19 protein-coding genes are annotated in these 16,537 nt (G+C 65.9%); 12 read left to right on the forward strand and 7 right to left on the reverse strand.

All coding sequences use genetic code 11. The features are described from left to right. Positions 1-62: 62 nt before the first annotated feature. Positions 63-2,756, reverse strand: coding sequence for an AAA family ATPase (locus tag QRN07_RS13675; protein ID WP_056599332.1), 2,694 nt, complete (start codon positions 2,754-2,756; stop codon positions 63-65). Positions 2,757-3,222: 466 nt separating this feature from the next. On the opposite strand from QRN07_RS13675, the gene QRN07_RS13680 reads away from it, so the two are divergent. The 5 genes from QRN07_RS13680 to rplI all read left to right on the forward strand — a co-directional run bounded on the left by QRN07_RS13680 (position 3,223) and on the right by rplI (position 6,736). Continuing rightward, positions 3,223-4,641, forward strand: a complete 1,419-nt coding sequence (locus tag QRN07_RS13680) for an amino acid permease (protein ID WP_056599329.1) — start codon at positions 3,223-3,225, stop codon at positions 4,639-4,641. 293 nt (positions 4,642-4,934) lie between these two features. Next, positions 4,935-5,240: a 30S ribosomal protein S6 gene (rpsF, locus tag QRN07_RS13685; RefSeq protein WP_050683795.1), complete on the forward strand. Its 306-nt coding sequence runs from the start codon at positions 4,935-4,937 to the stop codon at positions 5,238-5,240. A gap of 74 nt (positions 5,241-5,314) precedes the next feature. After that, entirely contained in the window at positions 5,315-5,899 is a 585-nt protein-coding gene (locus QRN07_RS13690) for a single-stranded DNA-binding protein (RefSeq protein WP_056599327.1), read from the forward strand. A 126-nt stretch (positions 5,900-6,025) separates the two neighbouring features. Continuing rightward, complete coding sequence (gene rpsR, locus QRN07_RS13695; protein WP_003800144.1) at positions 6,026-6,265, forward strand: 30S ribosomal protein S18; 240 nt, start codon at positions 6,026-6,028, stop codon at positions 6,263-6,265. A gap of 18 nt (positions 6,266-6,283) precedes the next feature. Then, positions 6,284-6,736: a 50S ribosomal protein L9 gene (rplI, locus tag QRN07_RS13700; protein ID WP_050683797.1), complete on the forward strand. Its 453-nt coding sequence runs from the start codon at positions 6,284-6,286 to the stop codon at positions 6,734-6,736. Between the two features lie 68 nt (positions 6,737-6,804). Here the strand turns inward: rplI and QRN07_RS13705 are convergent, their stop codons facing one another. Beyond that, positions 6,805-7,227, reverse strand: a complete 423-nt coding sequence (locus QRN07_RS13705) for a DUF1801 domain-containing protein (protein WP_285241293.1) — start codon at positions 7,225-7,227, stop codon at positions 6,805-6,807. A gap of 57 nt (positions 7,228-7,284) precedes the next feature. Here QRN07_RS13705 and QRN07_RS13710 point away from each other — a divergent pair, with 57 nt between their 5' ends. Together QRN07_RS13710 and QRN07_RS13715 are read left to right on the forward strand one after the other, a co-directional pair. Then, positions 7,285-8,133: a PhzF family phenazine biosynthesis protein gene (locus QRN07_RS13710; protein ID WP_285241294.1), complete on the forward strand. Its 849-nt coding sequence runs from the start codon at positions 7,285-7,287 to the stop codon at positions 8,131-8,133. Positions 8,134-8,237: 104 nt separating this feature from the next. Next, positions 8,238-8,864, forward strand: a complete 627-nt coding sequence (locus QRN07_RS13715) for an FMN reductase (protein ID WP_285241295.1) — start codon at positions 8,238-8,240, stop codon at positions 8,862-8,864. 15 nt (positions 8,865-8,879) lie between these two features. Here QRN07_RS13715 and QRN07_RS13720 read toward each other — a convergent pair whose 3' ends face one another. Continuing rightward, positions 8,880-9,440 (reverse strand): hypothetical protein, encoded by a 561-nt coding sequence (locus QRN07_RS13720; RefSeq protein WP_285241296.1) that lies wholly within the window; start codon positions 9,438-9,440, stop codon positions 8,880-8,882. A 25-nt stretch (positions 9,441-9,465) separates the two neighbouring features. Further along, a complete protein-coding gene (locus tag QRN07_RS13725; protein ID WP_050683802.1) occupies positions 9,466-9,750 on the reverse strand; it encodes a hypothetical protein in 285 nt (94 codons plus the stop codon). Positions 9,751-9,761: 11 nt separating this feature from the next. Here QRN07_RS13725 and QRN07_RS13730 point away from each other — a divergent pair, with 11 nt between their 5' ends. Further along, positions 9,762-9,977 (forward strand): hypothetical protein, encoded by a 216-nt coding sequence (locus QRN07_RS13730; protein ID WP_285241297.1) that lies wholly within the window; start codon positions 9,762-9,764, stop codon positions 9,975-9,977. A gap of 432 nt (positions 9,978-10,409) precedes the next feature. Continuing rightward, the gene (gene dnaB / locus QRN07_RS13735) at positions 10,410-11,792 is read left to right on the forward strand and encodes a replicative DNA helicase (protein WP_050683803.1); all 1,383 of its coding nucleotides are present in this window, start codon (positions 10,410-10,412) and stop codon (positions 11,790-11,792) included. Here dnaB and QRN07_RS13740 read toward each other — a convergent pair. Then, positions 11,789-12,805, reverse strand: a complete 1,017-nt coding sequence (locus tag QRN07_RS13740; protein WP_050683804.1) for an acyl-CoA thioesterase — start codon at positions 12,803-12,805, stop codon at positions 11,789-11,791. The two genes, dnaB and QRN07_RS13740, sit on opposite strands and share 4 nt — an antisense overlap. Before the next feature lie 144 nt (positions 12,806-12,949). Further along, positions 12,950-13,384: a DoxX family protein gene (locus tag QRN07_RS13745; protein ID WP_285241298.1), complete on the reverse strand. Its 435-nt coding sequence runs from the start codon at positions 13,382-13,384 to the stop codon at positions 12,950-12,952. 105 nt (positions 13,385-13,489) lie between these two features. On the opposite strand from QRN07_RS13745, the gene QRN07_RS13750 reads away from it, so the two are divergent. The 3 genes from QRN07_RS13750 (at position 13,490) to QRN07_RS13760 (ending at position 15,923) form a co-directional block, all read left to right on the forward strand. Next, on the forward strand, positions 13,490-14,842 hold the full coding sequence (locus QRN07_RS13750; RefSeq protein WP_285241299.1) for an MATE family efflux transporter: 1,353 nt from the start codon (positions 13,490-13,492) through the stop codon (positions 14,840-14,842). Positions 14,843-14,867: 25 nt separating this feature from the next. Beyond that, a complete protein-coding gene (locus QRN07_RS13755; protein ID WP_285241300.1) occupies positions 14,868-15,458 on the forward strand; it encodes a hypothetical protein in 591 nt (196 codons plus the stop codon). Positions 15,459-15,560: 102 nt separating this feature from the next. Next, the gene (locus QRN07_RS13760; RefSeq protein WP_285241301.1) at positions 15,561-15,923 is read left to right on the forward strand and encodes a hypothetical protein; all 363 of its coding nucleotides are present in this window, start codon (positions 15,561-15,563) and stop codon (positions 15,921-15,923) included. Positions 15,924-15,973: 50 nt separating this feature from the next. On the opposite strand, the gene QRN07_RS13765 is transcribed toward QRN07_RS13760, so the two are convergent. After that, complete coding sequence (locus tag QRN07_RS13765; protein ID WP_285241302.1) at positions 15,974-16,519, reverse strand: CGNR zinc finger domain-containing protein; 546 nt, start codon at positions 16,517-16,519, stop codon at positions 15,974-15,976. Between the last annotated feature and the right edge of the window lie 18 nt (positions 16,520-16,537).

The following is a 16,537-nucleotide window of genomic DNA, read 5'->3' on the forward strand; positions in this document are numbered from 1 at the left end:
GTGGGTCCCGGGAGGTAACGCTGTGGATACTGCGGGTACCTGCAAAACGGCCGGAAAAAGGCCTAGAGGACGGGCAGGACGTACGGCTCCGGCGCAAGGTTTTCCTTGCCGGCGGCCAGGGCTGTCAGCTGGGCGCGCGACTCCACGCCGAGCTTGCGGTAGATGGCCGTGAGGCGCACCTCCACGGTCCGGACCGACACGTACAACGTGGCCGCTATCTCCTTGTTCCGCATCCCGCGCGCCACCATTTTCGCCAGGGCGCGTTCGTGGTCCGCGAGCAGCCTCATGGCCGGGTTGCCCTGCGGTTTGGCCGGCTCCACCCGTTCGTCGAGCAGCAGCGCGTCCACATGCTGGGTCCAGGCGTCGGCCCCGGCCTCATCGAACATCACCTTGGCGCGCAGCAGGGCGTCGCGGGCATCCCGCAACCGGCCGAAAGCGCTCAGCCTTTCGGCGTAGCACATCAGGGTCCGGGCGCATTCGAGCACGGATTCAAGCGCGGCCCGGCCTTCGAGCGCCTGGGTAAAAAGATTCAGTGACTGCTCGCCGTCGGCAAGCATGGCGCGGCTGCGGGCCACAGCGATCGCCAGCCAGGGCGACCGCAGGCCCACGGAACGGCCTTCCAGGATCATCAGCGCGTGCGTGGCCTCGCGGTGGCGGCCCATGCGGATGAGGACTTCCACCAGGTCAGCCTCACACCGGAGCAATGTTGGATTCCCGAACCCCAGGCCGATTTCCGTAGCGCGGGATAACTGGGCAAAAGCCTCCGCCAGGTCGCCGCGGAGCAGGGCAAAATGGCCGCGGACCGAGGCGAGCTGAGCGGTGGTCGCAGCGTGGCTTTCCGAACCGGCGTAGCGCTGTGCCTCGGCGGCGTGGACATGGGCCAGGGCCTCGTCGCCCAGCGCGTGGGCCCGCCACTCGCGGTAGAGGTGCCGCAGGCCACGGTGGAACTTCACTTCAGGTTCGTGGCGTTCGATGTCGTCGATGAGCTTGATGGCGGCGCGGATGTTGCCGGCCCGGATTTCGTTGTCCACCGCAAGGAACGCTGCGGTTTCCCGCCAGTTGGTGTTGCTTGCCTCAACGGAACTGCGGACCATGGCGAAGGCTTCCTGCGCGTGGTCGTACCGTTCTGCGTAGCTCAGGGCGCGGCCCTGGATCAGCAGGCTTGCCATCCGGGCGCTGCCCGCCGGTTCGTGCTTCCGGCTCAGCGTCCCGGTATTGCCGCTGATGGAGTCTGCCAGCATCCTCGCCCGCTCCGAAATGGCAAGCACCCCGGCGGATGCCGAGTCCTGGAACTCGGCGCCTTGCCGGAGGAGTTCGGCGGCGTCGCGGAGTTCCCAGCGTTCGGCGTAGTACAGGGCGCCAACGGCCAGCAGGCTGGCGGCGTATCCCGGATCGTGGCGGCCGAATTCCCTCACCAGCCGCAGCACCATGCTGGAGCGCACCGCCGCGCCCTGGATGAACTGGATCTGGAAGGACAGGCCGGTGAGCCGCAGGATCAGCGCGGGATTGCGGGTGACCCGTTGGGCCCACTCGAGGTAGCGCTTGGCATAAACAAATTCGCCGCGGTTAAACAGCAGTTCGGCGACGGTGGCAAGGCGCGAGGCTGTTTCGGCCTCCCACGGGTTGATGGTGAGGGCCCGCTCGATGTATTCGACGGCGAAGGAGATCTCCCCGCCCCGGATCAGGTCCACGGCGTGGCGCAACAGGCCGAACGGGGTCTGGCGCTCCAGGGCGGTGAAGCTGAGGTGCCACCGCCGGGCGTAGGGATCGGTGGCCTCCGACGCTTCGGCCAGGGTCCGGTGGCTTGCCGTGCGGACAGCGGGGGTCATGGCTGAGAAAACGAAGCCGCGCAGCAGCTGGTCCCGGATGCGCAGGTGGTGCCCGGAACGGTTCACCAGGCCGCTGGCGAGGAGCTCATCCACCCCGGCCCAAATATCAGGGCTGACCTTTTCCAGGCTGGGGATATCGCTGCGGTAGGAGAGGGACAGCAGGTCCAGCACGTTGCGCGCGCTGCGGCTGATCCCGCCGACGACGGCGGCGAACTCCGCCTCGAAGCTGCCTTTGCAGGGCAGCGGGACCGGCAGCGCGTGCTTGCCTTCCGCCTGCCGTTCCAGCAGCCGGCGGTAAAGCTCGACGGCGGCGAGCGGGTTCCCGCCTGTAGCCGCGGCAACCGTGTGGGCGGCCGCCGTCGTGGTTTGCTTCGCCGGAATGGCCTCCAGCAACCTGACGGTGTCGCTGTAGCTGAGGGGACCCAACGGCAGGACGGCAAGACCGGTGAAGGGGCTGTCCGGCACTTCTTCACGGACGCTGACGAAGAGGGCGATGTCCGTTGCGGCCAACCGGCGGGAAAGGAACCCGATGACGGCCTGGCTGCTGGAATCCAGCTGGTCCGCGTCATCGATCACAATCACTGTCCGGGCTGAGGAACGCTGCTGCAGGCCGTTCAAGAGCATCGCGGAGACGATGGGGACGTTCATGGTGCCGGCTGTATCGCGGAGGAGTTCATCTGCGATGCGGTTCAGGACCGGGTCGTCGATGCCGTTGAGCAGCGCGGTCAGCCCGGACAGCGGCCAATCCGATTCGGCGGCGCTGGCCTGCAGGAAAACGGTCCGGTACTCGGAAAGAGTGGGAATCTCGGACAGCAAGGCAGACTTGCCCGATCCGCGCCGGCCGATCACGGCAAGGGCGGAATCCTTGGGCCCCCGGATCACAGAAAGGATCCGGTCCAACTCTTTGCTGCGGCCTATAAGCGACATACGGTCCCCACCCATCAAAGGTGAGACCGCGTCCTCTGCGTTATTGATGCCAATGTGGTTTGCCGCACACCGGCCAGCTGGCTGGCCAACAGTGCAACATGCCGGCAAACGAGGTGCTGCCGGCACGGTTCCCAGCCGTAGAAGGAATATAGCGCCGCAGATGCAAGCGTTTCCACCGATTAGTCACTGGATTGGATCAAGATTGCCCACGCGTTTCCTCAAGATTACCGCGTTGACCACAGGGAATCTGTTGATTCCTCGTGGTCCTCATGCCTGTGGGATCATCCGATTTCGCACCCGACGATCTGTGCCACTGCACATAATGCCCCCCCGGAGTCGGAGTCTAGGGTGGGAGAAACATTGTGACCCGCCGCACTCGCTGCGGCCCCTGCGTACCCCGCAGTGGCGTCCCGGAGACCCGTCCGGCGCCCCAACCCGCACTGAAAGACCCTAAGGACGGCGCTCCATGCCTGCTGACCAACAGTTAGCCAAGTCGCTCAAGCCGCGGCACCTCTCCATGATCGCGATCGCCGGTGTGATCGGCGCGGGGCTCTTTGTGGGCTCCGGCGCGGCGATCCAGCAGGCCGGCCCGGGGATCCTGGTGGCCTACATGGCCGCGGGCATCGTCGTCATCCTGGTGATGCGGATGCTGGGCGAAATGGCAGCGGCAAACCCGGAAACCGGCTCCTTCTCCACCTATGCCGATAAGGCGCTGGGCCGCTGGGCAGGATTCAGCATCGGCTGGCTGTATGCCTGGTTCTGGATCATCGTGCTGGGCATTGAAGCGACGGCCGGGGCCGCCATCATGCACCGTTGGGTCCCCGGTGTCGACCAGTGGGTCTGGGCGCTGCTCCTCATGGTGCTGCTGACCCTGACCAACCTGGGATCCGTAAAATCCTTCGGCGAATTCGAATTCTGGTTCGCCTCCATCAAGGTCACAGCCATCGCCCTGTTCCTGCTGTTCGGAGCTGCAGCCATCCTGGGCCTGGTGCCGGGCGTCCCGGCCCCCGGCCTGGACAACCTGGTCAACAACGGCGGGTTCTTCCCCAACGGACCAGGCGCCGTGCTGGCCGGCATCCTGGTGGTGGTCTTCTCGTTCTTCGGCGCGGAAATCGCCACCATCGCGGCCGGCGAATCCGAGAATCCCGTCGACGCCGTCAAGAAGGCAGTCCGGTCCACCGTGTGGCGGATCCTGGTGTTCTACATCGGCTCGATCGCCGTTGTGGTGACCCTCCTGCCGTGGAACGACGCCAGCGTCGCCAAGAGCCCATACGTGGCGGTGATTGAACTCTTCGGCATCCCCGGGGCGGGCACCATCATGGACGTTGTAGTCCTCACGTCAGTGCTTTCCTGCCTGAACTCCGGGCTTTACACCGCCAGCCGCATGCTGTTCTCGCTGTCCAAGCGGGGCGACGCACCCAAGTCATGGACCAGGATCTCCCGCCGCGGCGTCCCCGCGTCCGCTGTGCTCGCCTCCACCGTGGTGGGGTTCGTCACCGTTGGCCTGAATTACATCGCCCCGGACACCGTTTTCCTCTTCCTGGTCAACACCTCCGGTGCCATTGCCCTCTTTGTCTGGCTGGTCATCGCCTCCTCGCAGCTGATCCTGCGCAAGCGCATGGGTGCCCGGGCCAAGGACCTTGAACTGAAAATGTGGCTGTTCCCGTACCTCACCTGGTTGGCCATCGGCAGCATCGTTGCCCTGCTGATCGGCATGGTCATCCTGGATTCGACCCGCGAATCGCTGCTGCTGTCCGTTGCCCTTGCCGCTGTTGTGGTGGGTATCGGTGTGTTCCGTTACCGCAAGGGCGGACCGGCGGGCCCGGCCAATGCTGCTGCCGACACAACCGAACCTGCAGCCGCAGGCGCCCCGCCGGCGTCGTAAACCTGCCGCATCTGCTTCTCCTGCCGTCCGCCCGGCGCGCCGCCATGGCCGCCGGGCGGACGGTTTTCCACATACGGTGACCAGCCCCGATATCCGGGGTGGAACCGCCCTACGCTGGGGGAACACGGCTGCTCCAAGGCGCGAATCGCCTATCCGCACCGCATGCACTAAGATTGAAAAGTCTGTGCTGCGCCCTGCCTCCGTTCCGGAAGCTGGCGCCGCACGGCACCGCAAATGAACCTCCTGTTACGGAAATGCCGTAACCGCTTAGCCCAAAGGAGGTGGGTTCACATATGCGTCCTTACGAATTGATGGTAATCATCGACCCCGAGGTCGAAGAGCGTACCGTTGAGCCGTCGCTTCAGAAGTTCCTGAACGTCATCACCAACGATGGTGGAACCATCGAAAAGGTTGACATCTGGGGCCGTCGCCGACTGGCTTACGACATCAAGAAGAAGTCCGAAGGTATCTACGCCGTGGTGAACTTCACCGCCAAGCCGGACACCGCCAAGGAACTTGACCGCCAGTTGTCTCTTAACGAGACCATCATGCGCACCAAGATCACCCGCCCCGAAGAGCAGAAGGTCGTTGCGGAGTAATTTCCCGCACCAGCTTCATTCTTCACCCAGCAGGAAACGCACTCTTCACCCAGGATCGAACAAGGAGGCAGTAGATGGCAGGCGAGACCACCATTACGGTCATCGGTAACCTCACCAATGACCCGGAATTGCGGTTCACACCGTCAGGTTCGGCAGTAGCGAACTTCACCATCGCTTCCACCCCCCGCACCTTTGATCGCCAGTCCAACGAGTGGAAGGACGGGGAAACCCTGTTCCTCCGCGCCGCCGTCTGGCGTGAAGCAGCCGAAAACGTCGCCGAATCCCTGACCAAGGGTATGCGTGTGATCGTCAACGGCCGTCTGAAGAGCCGTTCCTACGAAACAAAAGAAGGCGAAAAGCGCACCGTCATCGAGCTTGAGGTCGACGAAATCGGCCCCAGCCTGCGTTACGCCAATGCCAAGGTCAACCGCACCCAGCGCTCCGGCGGTCAGGGTGGCCAGGGTGGCTTCGGCGGCGGAAACGCCGGCGGCGGCGGCAACTTCGGAGGTGGCAACTCCGGTGGAAACCAGGGTGGCAACTCCGGCGGAAACTGGGGCGGCGGCAACCAGCAGGCTGCACAGGAGGATCCCTGGGCAACGCCCGGTGTCTCCAACGCAGGCGGCTGGGGCAACGGCCCCGATTCCGAACCTCCCTTCTAACAACCAATAACGGCCCGACGCCGGGACCGCCAGGGGTGCCATTGCGCACCGCTGCGGATGCCGGCGCCTGGCCACCACCATCCCGTGGATCAATATCCACGGGCTCCCTAGAATAGGAGCTCCACGATGGCTAAGGCTGAACTCCGTAAGCCCAAACCAAAGTCCAACCCCTTGAAGGCCGCTGACATCACTGTCATCGACTACAAGGACGTAGCATTGCTGCGCAAGTTCATCTCCGACCGCGGAAAGATCCGCGCCCGTCGCGTCACCGGCGTTACGGTCCAGGAACAGCGCAAAATCGCCCAGGCAATCAAGAACGCCCGCGAAGTTGCACTGCTGCCTTACTCCGGCGCTGGCCGCGGCTAAGGAAAGGGACTAACTAACATGGCAAAGCTCATTCTGACCCACGAAGTAACCGGTCTCGGTGCTGCTGGCGACGTTGTCGAGGTCAAGGACGGTTACGCACGTAACTACCTGCTGCCCCGCAACTTCGCCCTGACCTGGTCCAAGGGTGGCGAGAAGCAGGTTGAGTCCATCAAGGCTGCCCGCGCCGCCCGCGAGCACGCTTCCCTGGAAGATGCTCAGAAGCAGGCCGCTGCACTGTCCTCCAAGCCGGTCAAGCTGGTCGTCAAGGCCGGCGAGACCGGACGCCTGTTCGGCACCGTCAAGCAGGCCGACGTCGCCGATGCTGTTGAGGCCGCTGGCCTTGGCAAGATCGACAAGCGCAAGGTTGAACTGCCGGCTCACATCAAGTCGGTTGGCTCCTACCAGGCCAACGTCCGCCTTCACGCTGACGTTGCAGCCGTCGTCGAACTCGACGTCGTTGCAGGCAAGTAGCAGCATCCCGGTCATCTGACTGCACTAAGACCCCCGTTGCCGGTTCCGGCGGCGGGGGTCTTTTGCGGTCAGGGTTTGTGAAGTTCCGCCATGGTGTGCCGGTACCCGGTGCTGACCAGCTCCGCCAGGACGTCCCGGTCCACGTCCGCCAGCCGATTGACATAGAGGCATCCCGCCCCGGCCCGGTGCTTGCCAAGGTCCGGCAACAGCCGGTCCGCGTCCGGACCATAGGTCAGTCCGTAAAGGACCAGGTTTGCCTTGCGGGGCGAGAACCCGACCGCCGCCGCGTCGCCTTCCCGGCCGGTTTCATACCGGTAGTGGTATGCGCCGAACCCCACGATCGTGGGTCCCCACATAACTGCCTCCTGGCCCGTGATGCCCGCCATCAGGTCGGCCAGTTCCAAGCTGTCGGCCCGGCGGCCGGGGTGCTCCACCGACGCCAGGAAGCCGGCCACCGACACCGTTGTGGGCTGGGTCTTGTTCGTTGCCATGGACGAAGTCTTGCAGACCAGCGGTGGCGCTGCCAGCGCCGGTGGTAGCCTTCTGCGGTGAACCCCGAACCCCGGAACCGCCCTTTCCACCAAGTGGATGTTTTTGCCGCCGAGCCGTACCGTGGCAATCCCCTCGCTGTTGTCCTTGACGCCGATGGCCTCAGCTCCGGCATGATGCAGCACTTCGCCAACTGGACCAACCTGTCCGAGACCACGTTCCTGCTGCCGCCCACGGATCCCCGCGCTGACTACCGGGTCCGGATCTTCACCGGAAGCGAGGAGTTCCCCTTCGCGGGACATCCAACGCTCGGGTCGGCCCACACCTGGCTTGAGGCCGGTGGCGTTCCGCACACTTTGGGGGAGCTGGTACAGGAGTGCGGGGCGGGGCTGGTAAAGATCAGGCACGACGCCGGCCGCCTGGCTTTCGCGGCGCCCCCGCTGACCCGCTTCGGGCCCGTGGACGCGGCCGTCCGGCGCACCCTCGCTGCCGGCCTTAGGCTGCCCGAATCAGCCATCCTGGATGCTTCCTGGCTGGTCAACGGCCCGTCCTGGGTGGGTGTCCTGCTGGCGTCGGCTGGGGAGGTGCTGTCCATCCAGCCGGATCCTGTGGCCATGGGGGACCTGAAGGTGGGGGTCATCGGCCCGCACACCGCAGGCGGCGATGCCGACTTCGAGGTACGGACCTTTGTTCCGGGGGACGCCATGATGGAGGATCCGGTAACGGGAAGCTTTAATGCGGGCGCCGCGAAGTGGCTGATCGACAGCGGCCGCGCTCCTGCACGCTATGTGGCCGCGCAGGGCACGGTCCTCGGCCGGGCAGGCCGGCTGCATATCAGTGCCCGGGACGACGGAATCTGGGTGGGCGGAAACAGCACCACCTGCATCCGGGGGACTGTCCTGCTGTAACCGGAAGGACCGGTCGGCCGCGGGAATACCCAGACGGGACCCGCTGTTCCCCATGTAGATGCATATGCATATATGCTGTTGGTAAGAACCAAGAGGAGAACGCCATGGAAACCCGCCGCATCACCGTCCTGTCCGCGGGCCTGGGAGTACCGTCGTCGAGCAGGCTGCTCGCCGACCAGCTCGCCGCGTCAACTAAACGCCAGCTGGAGTCGGCAGGCTACAACGTCGTGGTGGACTTTGTGGAACTTCGGGACCTTGCCGTGGACATCGCCAACAACTTTGTCACCGGCTACGCCGCGCCGAAGCTCGCTGAGGTTATCGCCGGCGTGGATGCCTCGACCGGCATCATTGCCGTGACACCGGTGTTCAGTGCTTCCTACAGCGGCCTCTTCAAGTCATTCATCGATGTCCTGGACCCGAAATCCCTTACCGGGAAGGCCGTCCTGCTGGGCGCCACGGGCGGAACTGACAGGCACCAGATGGTCCTGGATTACGCCATGCGCCCGCTGTTCAGCTACCTGCGCACCCGAACGGCTGCCACCGCCGTCTTCGCCGGACCGCAGGACTGGGGTTCGGCCGACGACGGAGCGTCGCCCCTGTCGGAGCGGACCGACAGGGCAGCCGCAGAGTTTGCAGCCCTCCTGACGGGTCCCCAGCCCGGCCAGGCTCCGGCGACGCTGGAGTCCCTTCCGTTCGAACAGCTGCTGGCGGGGATCTCCGCCAGCCACTAAGGCCCGTGCACCGGGTCAGTCGTCCAGGAGTGCAATGAACTCGCGGGCCTGGTCCAGGGAGACATCGGAGTGCCTGGTCAGCGCCGTGGCGGCGGCCTCGGTTTCCCCACTTCGGGCAAGGGTCCGGATCCGGCCGTAGATCTCATCGTTGAGCATGTTGCTGCTGACCTCACGCGTAACCTCACCCTTGCTGGCGATGGCCCGGTACCGGTAGGGGAAGCGTTCCGGCTCACCAGCCTCCTCCGGGGCGGGCGCCGGCACCTCGGCGCTCCGGTACGGCTGGGGGTGGGTGGCGAGGGCGCCCACGGCGTCGCGGGATGCCCGGAGGCCGTCCCCTGTCGATTCGTAAAACAGTTTGATGGCCGCCATGGCCTGGCCCTGCGCTATGAGGGCGTAGATCCGGCGGTGCTCATCCTCCGAGAGCCTGGCCGAGGCCGTCCGCGCCAGGTCGGCACTGCCGGCCGCCGGGAGCGGCTCCGCCCCGGGGGACTTCCGCCGGCCCATGGCCCTGACGGCCAGCAGGATGCCTGCCAGGACTGCCAGGAGGATGAGGACAGGGATCACAAGCGATTCCATCTTTCAAAAGCCGTTCTGTGACAATTCAGCCGCGAGGCCGGAGCTGCGGCTGGGCGGGGTGGTACTCCTGCTGCTGTGCATGCTGTTGCTCGTTCTGTGACGGCCGGGTTGTGGCTTCAAACCGGGCACGCGCAGCTGACGCGGCCTGGACCTGTTCGGCGTTGTGCCGGGCCGAACGGAGGGCAAGGTCCCGCTGGTACTTTTCGGCGTCAGACAGGCCGGTATCCCGTGGTTTGAATGCCGTGGCGAGCCCCCACAGGAGCGCCACCAGAATGATCGATGGCAGGAGTACCAGCAGAAGTTCGCCCATACCAAGAGCTTATGCCAGATGCACGTTATCCACAGCAATATTCGCCCCTGCGCATGGATGCGTACCCGGCCGGGCGCGGGTGCACCGGACGGGAATATATGCGGCGCGCCGCGGGTGGAATGAACTGCATCACCTGCCCGGAAGCTGTAACCGGCGGCTCCGGTGCCGCGCTGCGGCTGTGGATGAAATTCCGGCAAAGAAATATTTTCTCCACACCTCAAAAGTAGTGTTTTCGCAGGTCAGAGCCTTTAGGTAGGGAAAAGAATTTTTCTTTCCACAACCTTTCCCACAGGCTGTGCACAATCTATGCCGCTTAGTGCACAGGTTATCCACACCCACCCGGGTCCCTTGGCTTTGCGGCTGGCCCGCAGGCGGCTAGCGTAGCGGAGTACCTGTTTTTCCTGTCGCCCCGGTCTCCGGAGGTGCCGGTGGACCACAGCTTCACTGGCTCCGAAGGACCCAAGCCGGAGGTGGCTGTGGAAAACCTGTGGAAAGTGGGGATAACTGTGTTCCCCGCGCGCAGGCGGGCGCCAAGGCCTTATGTCGGACCCTCCGGGTAGACCATTACCAGGCGGCGGAGCGAAATTCCCCGCGCACCCCTGGCGGGACGCACACCTGCCGGGCATCTTATGCACCGGCACCTATGAAGGACGGCAGTTTTGTCAATCGCGCACCTGGACACCGCAGAGACCACCCGCGGATCAGACGCGAGCCGGAAACCGCCGCAGGACATTCCCGCTGAACAGTCGGTGCTGGGCGGCATGATGCTGTCCAAGGACGCCATCGCGGATGTGGTGGAAATCCTCCGCGGGCAGGACTTCTACCGCCCCGCCCACGAAACCATCTACGAAGCGATCATCGACCTGTATGGCCGTGGCGAACCCGCCGACGCCGTCACAGTCTCCGATGAGCTGACCAAGCGGGCCGAAATCAACCGGATCGGTGGCCCGGCCTACCTGCATGAGCTGATCCAGACCGTCCCCACGGCTGCCAACGCCGGGTACTACGCGGAGATCGTAGCGGAGCGGGCCGTCCTCCGGCGCCTGGTGAACGCCGGGACCAAGATCGTCCAGTTGGGCTACGGCTCGGACGGCGAGGTGGAGGACCTGGTCAACCAGGCCCAGGCGGAGGTCTACGCCGTCGCGGAGCGCCGGACGGCCGAGGACTACGTGGTGCTCAAGGACGTCATGGAATCCACCGTTGACGAAATTGAGGCCTCCGGCCACCGCGGAGAAGGCATGACGGGTGTGCCCACCGGGTTTTACGAACTCGACGAGCTCACCCACGGGCTGCACCCCGGCCAGATGATTGTCATCGCCGCCCGCCCCGCCGTGGGTAAGTCCACCTTCGCCCTGGACTTCGCCCGGTCCGCCGCCATCAAGAACAACCTGGCCACTGTGATGTTCTCGCTCGAAATGGGCCGGAATGAGATCGCCATGCGCCTCCTCTCCGCAGAGGCCACCATCGGCCTCCAGGACCTGCGCAAGGGCACCATCAAAGATGATCAGTGGTCCAAGATCGCCACCACCATGGGCCGGATGAACGATGCCCCGCTGTTCATTGACGACAGCCCCAACATGTCGCTGATGGAAATCCGTGCCAAATGCCGGCGCCTGAAGCAGCAGCACGACCTCAAACTCGTGATCCTTGACTACCTCCAGCTGATGAGCTCCGGCAAAAAAGTCGAGTCCCGCCAGCAGGAAGTGTCGGAATTCTCCAGGGCGCTCAAGCTGCTGGCCAAGGAGCTCCAGGTTCCGGTCATCGCGCTGTCCCAGTTGAACCGTGGTTCCGAGCAGCGCCAGGACAAGCGGCCCATGGTCTCGGACCTCCGTGAATCGGGTTCCATCGAGCAGGATGCCGACATGGTGATCCTGCTGCACCGCGAGGATGTCTACGACAAGGAATCGCCGCGTGCCGGTGAGGCGGACATCCTGATCGCCAAGCACCGCAACGGGCCCACCAAGGACATTGTGGTTGCGTTCCAGGGTCATTACTCCCGCTTTGCCAATATGGCAGCGGACGCTGGCGGCGGCGGCTTCTAGCCGCTGACGCTTTCCGCCGGCCGGCCCGTTGCTGAACCCGCGGGGCCGGCGGCCAGCAGATGGTTGGGCAGCCGGTTCCCCGGCGCGGTGCCCCGGATCTCCAGCAGGTCCCGGGCATGGGCGTGCAGCCGCCGGTCCTCGTCGCTCACCGGGTCCCAGGCCGGGATCGGCACCGATGTTCCTTCGGTGTCCCGGGCCACCATGACGGTGAGGCAGTAGGTGGTGAGCTCCAGGCCGCCGTCCTTGGGGTCGCCGGAGCGGACGTGGACGGCGACGTGCATGCCTTTGGTGCCGGTGTAGACCAGCCTGGCCTCCACCTCCACGAGGTGGCCGATCCGCAGCGGCCGGTAGAAGCGCACGCCGCCGGAGAAAACCGCCACGGTGTCCTTGCCGGCGTAGCGGGACGCGCAGACATATGCCGCCTCGTCGATCCACTTCATCACGGTGCCGCCATGGACCTTCCCGCCCCAGTTCACATCCGTCGGGGCCGCCATAAAGCGGAGCGTCACCCGCTCGGCGGTCCCGGCATCTGTATATTCCTGATGGTTCATGGCTTCGACGATTTGTTCGCGCACCTTGATCCGGGCCAGGGCGTGGTCCCGCTGCTCGGTTTCGGCCGCCGTTACGGGCTCGAACTGCGGTACGGGGATGGGCCGGCCGTCCGGGCCCACAGCCACAAAAATCACGATGCACTGGCTGCGCATGGTGGCTTGTCCGCCACGCGGATCCCCGGACGAGACCACCGTGCGGATGTGCATGGAAGACCTGCCGGTGTAGACGATCGTGGCCTCCACCTCCACCATGTCGCCGCTGTTGACCGGGTCGGCGAAGTGGATGTTGCCCACGTAGGCGGTGACGCAGTAGGACTTGGCCCAGCCCACCGCGGCGGCGTAAGCGGCCTTGTCCACCCACTCCAGGACGGTTCCGGCATCCACCGAGCCGCTGTGGCCCACGTCCATGGGTGCTGCCAGGAAGCGGAGGGTCACGGAGTTTTGCCTGCCGGTCTGCGTCATGCAGCGATCATACTGAGGGCCAGCGGTTACCGGCCGGTTGGGCTGACATGCGGCCGTCATGGACGGTCCCGGTGGGCCGCCTGGCCTACGACGGCGGCCCGGCACGTGGGTGCCGGGCCGCCGTGATGCGCGGGACGGGTTGGGTCAGGCGAAGGCGGCAAGCCTGGAGTTTTTCCGGCCAAACAGGGCCCTGTCCAGGGAAACGCGCCCCGGCCCGGTGAGGGCGAGGGTGAAGGCGGCCGCGGCCAGCAGCAGGACCAGCTCGTAGCCGCCGTTGGCAGCAAAAACGCCGGCTGATGCGTGCACCAGGAACAGAGCACCCAGCATGTCGATCACCAGCAATGCTGCCACCAGGCGGGTCAGGATGCCCAGAATCAGGGCGATGCCGCCCGCAAGTTCGAGGACTGCGACGGCGGGAGCGGCGATCTCAGCTGCGGGGACACCCATCTTGCCGAAGGATGCCTGCGTGCCGGCGATGGTCCATTCATTGAATTTCTGCCAGCCGTGGGCGGCGAAGATGAAGCCCAGGACAATGCGCAGGGCGGTAATGGCCGTGGTGGTGAGATGTGACTGGTTCATGCTTCGAGTCTTCCGGATCATTTGTTGAAGTGTCAATAAAATTGACCCCGATGTGGGTTTTGTCATGCTTCCGCGACATCTCTGCCTCCCCGTTAAGCTGGCACCGTGCCTCAACCTGTCCTGCCCGCAACCACCCGTCCCGAACGAAGCCGTTCCCGCCAGATCCTGCACCTGGCGGTCCCTGCCTTCGGCGCATTGGTTGCGGAGCCACTGTTCCTGCTTGCCGATTCCGCGATTGTGGGCCACCTCGGGGTGGCGCAACTGGCGGGCGTCGGCCTTGCCTCGGCAGTGCTGCACACCGCAGTCGGCCTGATGGTTTTCCTGGCCTACTCCACCACGCCCGCCGTGGCGCGCGCCATGGGCGACGGCCGGCTGGGAAAGGCCCTGGCTGCCGGACGGGATGGCGTCTGGCTCGCCCTGCTGCTGGGCCTGGTGCTGGCCGCGGCAGGTTTCCTGTTGGCGGAACCCCTGGTGGGCCTGCTGGGCGCGGAAGGTGCCGTGCGGCAGTATGCGGTGGATTATCTGCGCTGGTCCATGCCGGGGCTGGTGGCCATGCTGCTGGTCTTTGCCGGAACGGGAGTGCTGCGCGGCCTGCAGGACACAAAAACACCGCTGGTGGTGGCCACTGCAGGCTTCGCGCTGAACATCGTCCTTAACCTTTGGCTGGTGTACGGACTGGGGTGGTCCGTGGCCGGCTCAGCCGCCGGAACCAGCGTGGCCCAGTGGGCTATGGCTGCCGTCTACGTGGTGATGGTGGGACGGAATGCCCGCCGGCACGGCGTGGGCCTCCTCCCGACGTGGCAGGGTATCCGGGGCCTGGCCCGGGTGGGATCGTGGCTGATGCTGCGGACCCTGAGCCTGCGCGTTGCGATCCTGGCCACCGTGCTGGTGGTCACCGCCCAGGGGGCCGTGAACCTGGCGGCCCACCAACTGGCAATGACGATCTTCTCCTTCCTGGCCTTTGCCCTGGATGCCCTGGCCATCGCGGCGCAGGCCCTGATCGGCAAGGAGCTGGGCGCCGGCAACCCGCGGGAGGCCCGCCAGCTGACCCGGACCATGACACGGTGGGGGATTGGCTTCGGCGTGCTCACGGGAGCCCTGCTGGCCCTCGCGGCACCCTGGCTGGGGGCCCTGTTCACGCCCGACCCCGAGGTGGGCGCCGTCCTTGCAACGGCGCTGTGGGTCCTGGCGGCAGGCCAGCCCCTTGCCGGCTACGTGTTTGTGCTGGACGGTGTGCTGATCGGCGCCGGCGATGCCCGCTACCTGGCACTGGCGGGACTGGCAAACCTTGCCGTCTACGCGCCGCTGCTCGCGTGGGTTGCCGGCACCGGCCTGCAAGGCGCCGCGGGCCTCGGGTGGCTCTGGGCAGCCTTCGCCCTGGCCTACATGGCTGCCCGGGCCGTGACGCTGGGCCTGCGTTCCCGGTCCGACCGGTGGATGGTCCTCGGTTCGGCGTAGCACCGCCCGCCACTAAACTGGACCGGTGAGCCAATCCATGACCCCCGCCGGAACCGCCCCCGAAACCAGCCCCCGGCCCGATCTCTGGCGCCCGGTCCTGGTGCGCGCGGCGGCGGCCCTGGCCTTCGGCGCCATCACCATTTTCTGGCCGGCGCCGTCCATTGAAGTCATGGGCTGGACTGGCGGCCTCTACCTGCTGGCCACCGGGCTGGTGCTGCTGCGCGGCATCCCCGCCACGGGATGGGAGCGCACGTCCGGTCCGGGCAAGCTCCTGTCCGGCGCCGGATCAGTGCTGGCGGGCGCGGGCTTTGCGGTGCTCCTCCTGCACGGCGACACCCTGTTCGCTGTGATCGCAGCCCTGGGGCTGGGAGCCGCCGGTGCCCTGGAACTTGCGTGCGGGCTGCAGTACAGGGGCCGGCACGTCCTGGCCCGGGACTGGATTGCGTCCGGCGTGATCGGGCTGGGAACCGCGGCCGCCCTCCCGCTCTTCGCCGGCCTGGGCGCCCACGCCCTGCTGGGGGTTGCCGGCGGCGGCGCCATCATTTCCGGGGTGCTCTGGGTCCTGTCGGGCCTGACGCTCCGGCACGATGCCCGCAGCGGGGCCGGCAACCCGTAAACTGGTTACGCACGGTTCTACTTCCTGTAGAAATATGCCGGGCACACCATCGAAGCATTAACACCAGGCCGGCCGGCGCGCCGCCTGCAGGGAGGAATCATCGTGGCAGACCAGCATCCAGGCAAACCGCGCAAGCTGCGGACCTCGGTGAAAGGGCCGCTGATGTTTTCCGCGTTCTGGGCGGTAGTGGCCTTTGGCGCAGTGCTGATCTTCGCCTCCGGCGGCAGCGCCCGCGCGCCCCGTTTCGACCTCGCGTTCACCGCCGCGGGAATCGCCTTCATCGTCACCCTGGTCATCGCCGCCATGTTGTCCATGAGCCATAAGGACAACGCCGAACACCTGGGCAAGGGCTCGGGCGTCAACCTCAGCTCCGCGGGAAACCAGGGCCACGGATTCGGCGGCCAAAAATCCGGTGGCCAGGCCCCGGCTGCCGGTGACGGCACCGACGGCACCCCCGGCACCTGACCGCCGGCACGCCGGCCCCTAGCCGTTGGTCCGGCCGGCGGCTTTCCGGATCAACCGGTCGCTGCCTGCCGTGCCCGGTACGCCGCCACGTGCGCCCGGTTTGCGCAGTTTCCGGTATCGCAGTACCGTTTTGACCTGTTGCGGCTGAGGTCAAGCACGGCCGCATCGCAGTCCGCGGCCTCGCAGGCGCGCAGCCGGTCCATCTCCTTGCTGCGGATGACGTCAGCCAGCGCCATGGCCGCCTCCGTGCTCATCCGGTCCGCCAGCGGCGCGGCCGGCAGGGTGGCGTGCAGGTGCCAGTCCCAACCATCATGCTTCACCAGCTGCGGCAAAGCCCGGGCTTCCCGGAGCAGCCGGTTCACCGTCGTCACGGCCGCGTCTTCACCGGCCGTCCAAAGCGCCGCAAGCTCACCGCGGAGAGCGTGGACGCTGGCCAGTTCCCGGGCGTCCCGGACCCGGGATCCGGTGAAACCCTCGGCTGCGAGAAATTTATCCAGGTCCTGCAGCGTGGCCAGGCCTTCCCTGCCATTCGCTGCGGAGTTAACAAGGTTGACCACGGTGCGCAGGGCCACCTCAGTGTCAGGGGCAAAAACCATCTTGACTCCTTACGTGGG

Source organism: Pseudarthrobacter sp. MEB009 (assembly GCF_030208875.1).
GTDB lineage: Bacteria > Actinomycetota > Actinomycetes > Actinomycetales > Micrococcaceae > Arthrobacter.

What these genes read in the sequence shown, in the direction of transcription:
- QRN07_RS13675 (WP_056599332.1), bottom strand. Translation starts at nt 2,756, where the DNA reads ATGTCGCTTATAGGCCGCAGCAAAGAGTTGGACCGGATCCTTTCTGTG.
- QRN07_RS13680 (WP_056599329.1), top strand. Translation starts at nt 3,223, where the DNA reads ATGCCTGCTGACCAACAGTTAGCCAAGTCGCTCAAGCCGCGGCACCTC.
- rpsF (WP_050683795.1), top strand. Translation starts at nt 4,935, where the DNA reads ATGCGTCCTTACGAATTGATGGTAATCATCGACCCCGAGGTCGAAGAG.
- QRN07_RS13690 (WP_056599327.1), top strand. Translation starts at nt 5,315, where the DNA reads ATGGCAGGCGAGACCACCATTACGGTCATCGGTAACCTCACCAATGAC.
- rpsR (WP_003800144.1), top strand. Translation starts at nt 6,026, where the DNA reads ATGGCTAAGGCTGAACTCCGTAAGCCCAAACCAAAGTCCAACCCCTTG.
- rplI (WP_050683797.1), top strand. Translation starts at nt 6,284, where the DNA reads ATGGCAAAGCTCATTCTGACCCACGAAGTAACCGGTCTCGGTGCTGCT.
- QRN07_RS13705 (WP_285241293.1), bottom strand. Translation starts at nt 7,227, where the DNA reads ATGGCAACGAACAAGACCCAGCCCACAACGGTGTCGGTGGCCGGCTTC.
- QRN07_RS13715 (WP_285241295.1), top strand. Translation starts at nt 8,238, where the DNA reads ATGGAAACCCGCCGCATCACCGTCCTGTCCGCGGGCCTGGGAGTACCG.
- QRN07_RS13720 (WP_285241296.1), bottom strand. Translation starts at nt 9,440, where the DNA reads ATGGAATCGCTTGTGATCCCTGTCCTCATCCTCCTGGCAGTCCTGGCA.
- QRN07_RS13725 (WP_050683802.1), bottom strand. Translation starts at nt 9,750, where the DNA reads ATGGGCGAACTTCTGCTGGTACTCCTGCCATCGATCATTCTGGTGGCG.
- QRN07_RS13730 (WP_285241297.1), top strand. Translation starts at nt 9,762, where the DNA reads ATGCCAGATGCACGTTATCCACAGCAATATTCGCCCCTGCGCATGGAT.
- QRN07_RS13740 (WP_050683804.1), bottom strand. Translation starts at nt 12,805, where the DNA reads ATGACGCAGACCGGCAGGCAAAACTCCGTGACCCTCCGCTTCCTGGCA.
- QRN07_RS13745 (WP_285241298.1), bottom strand. Translation starts at nt 13,384, where the DNA reads ATGAACCAGTCACATCTCACCACCACGGCCATTACCGCCCTGCGCATT.
- QRN07_RS13765 (WP_285241302.1), bottom strand. Translation starts at nt 16,519, where the DNA reads ATGGTTTTTGCCCCTGACACTGAGGTGGCCCTGCGCACCGTGGTCAAC.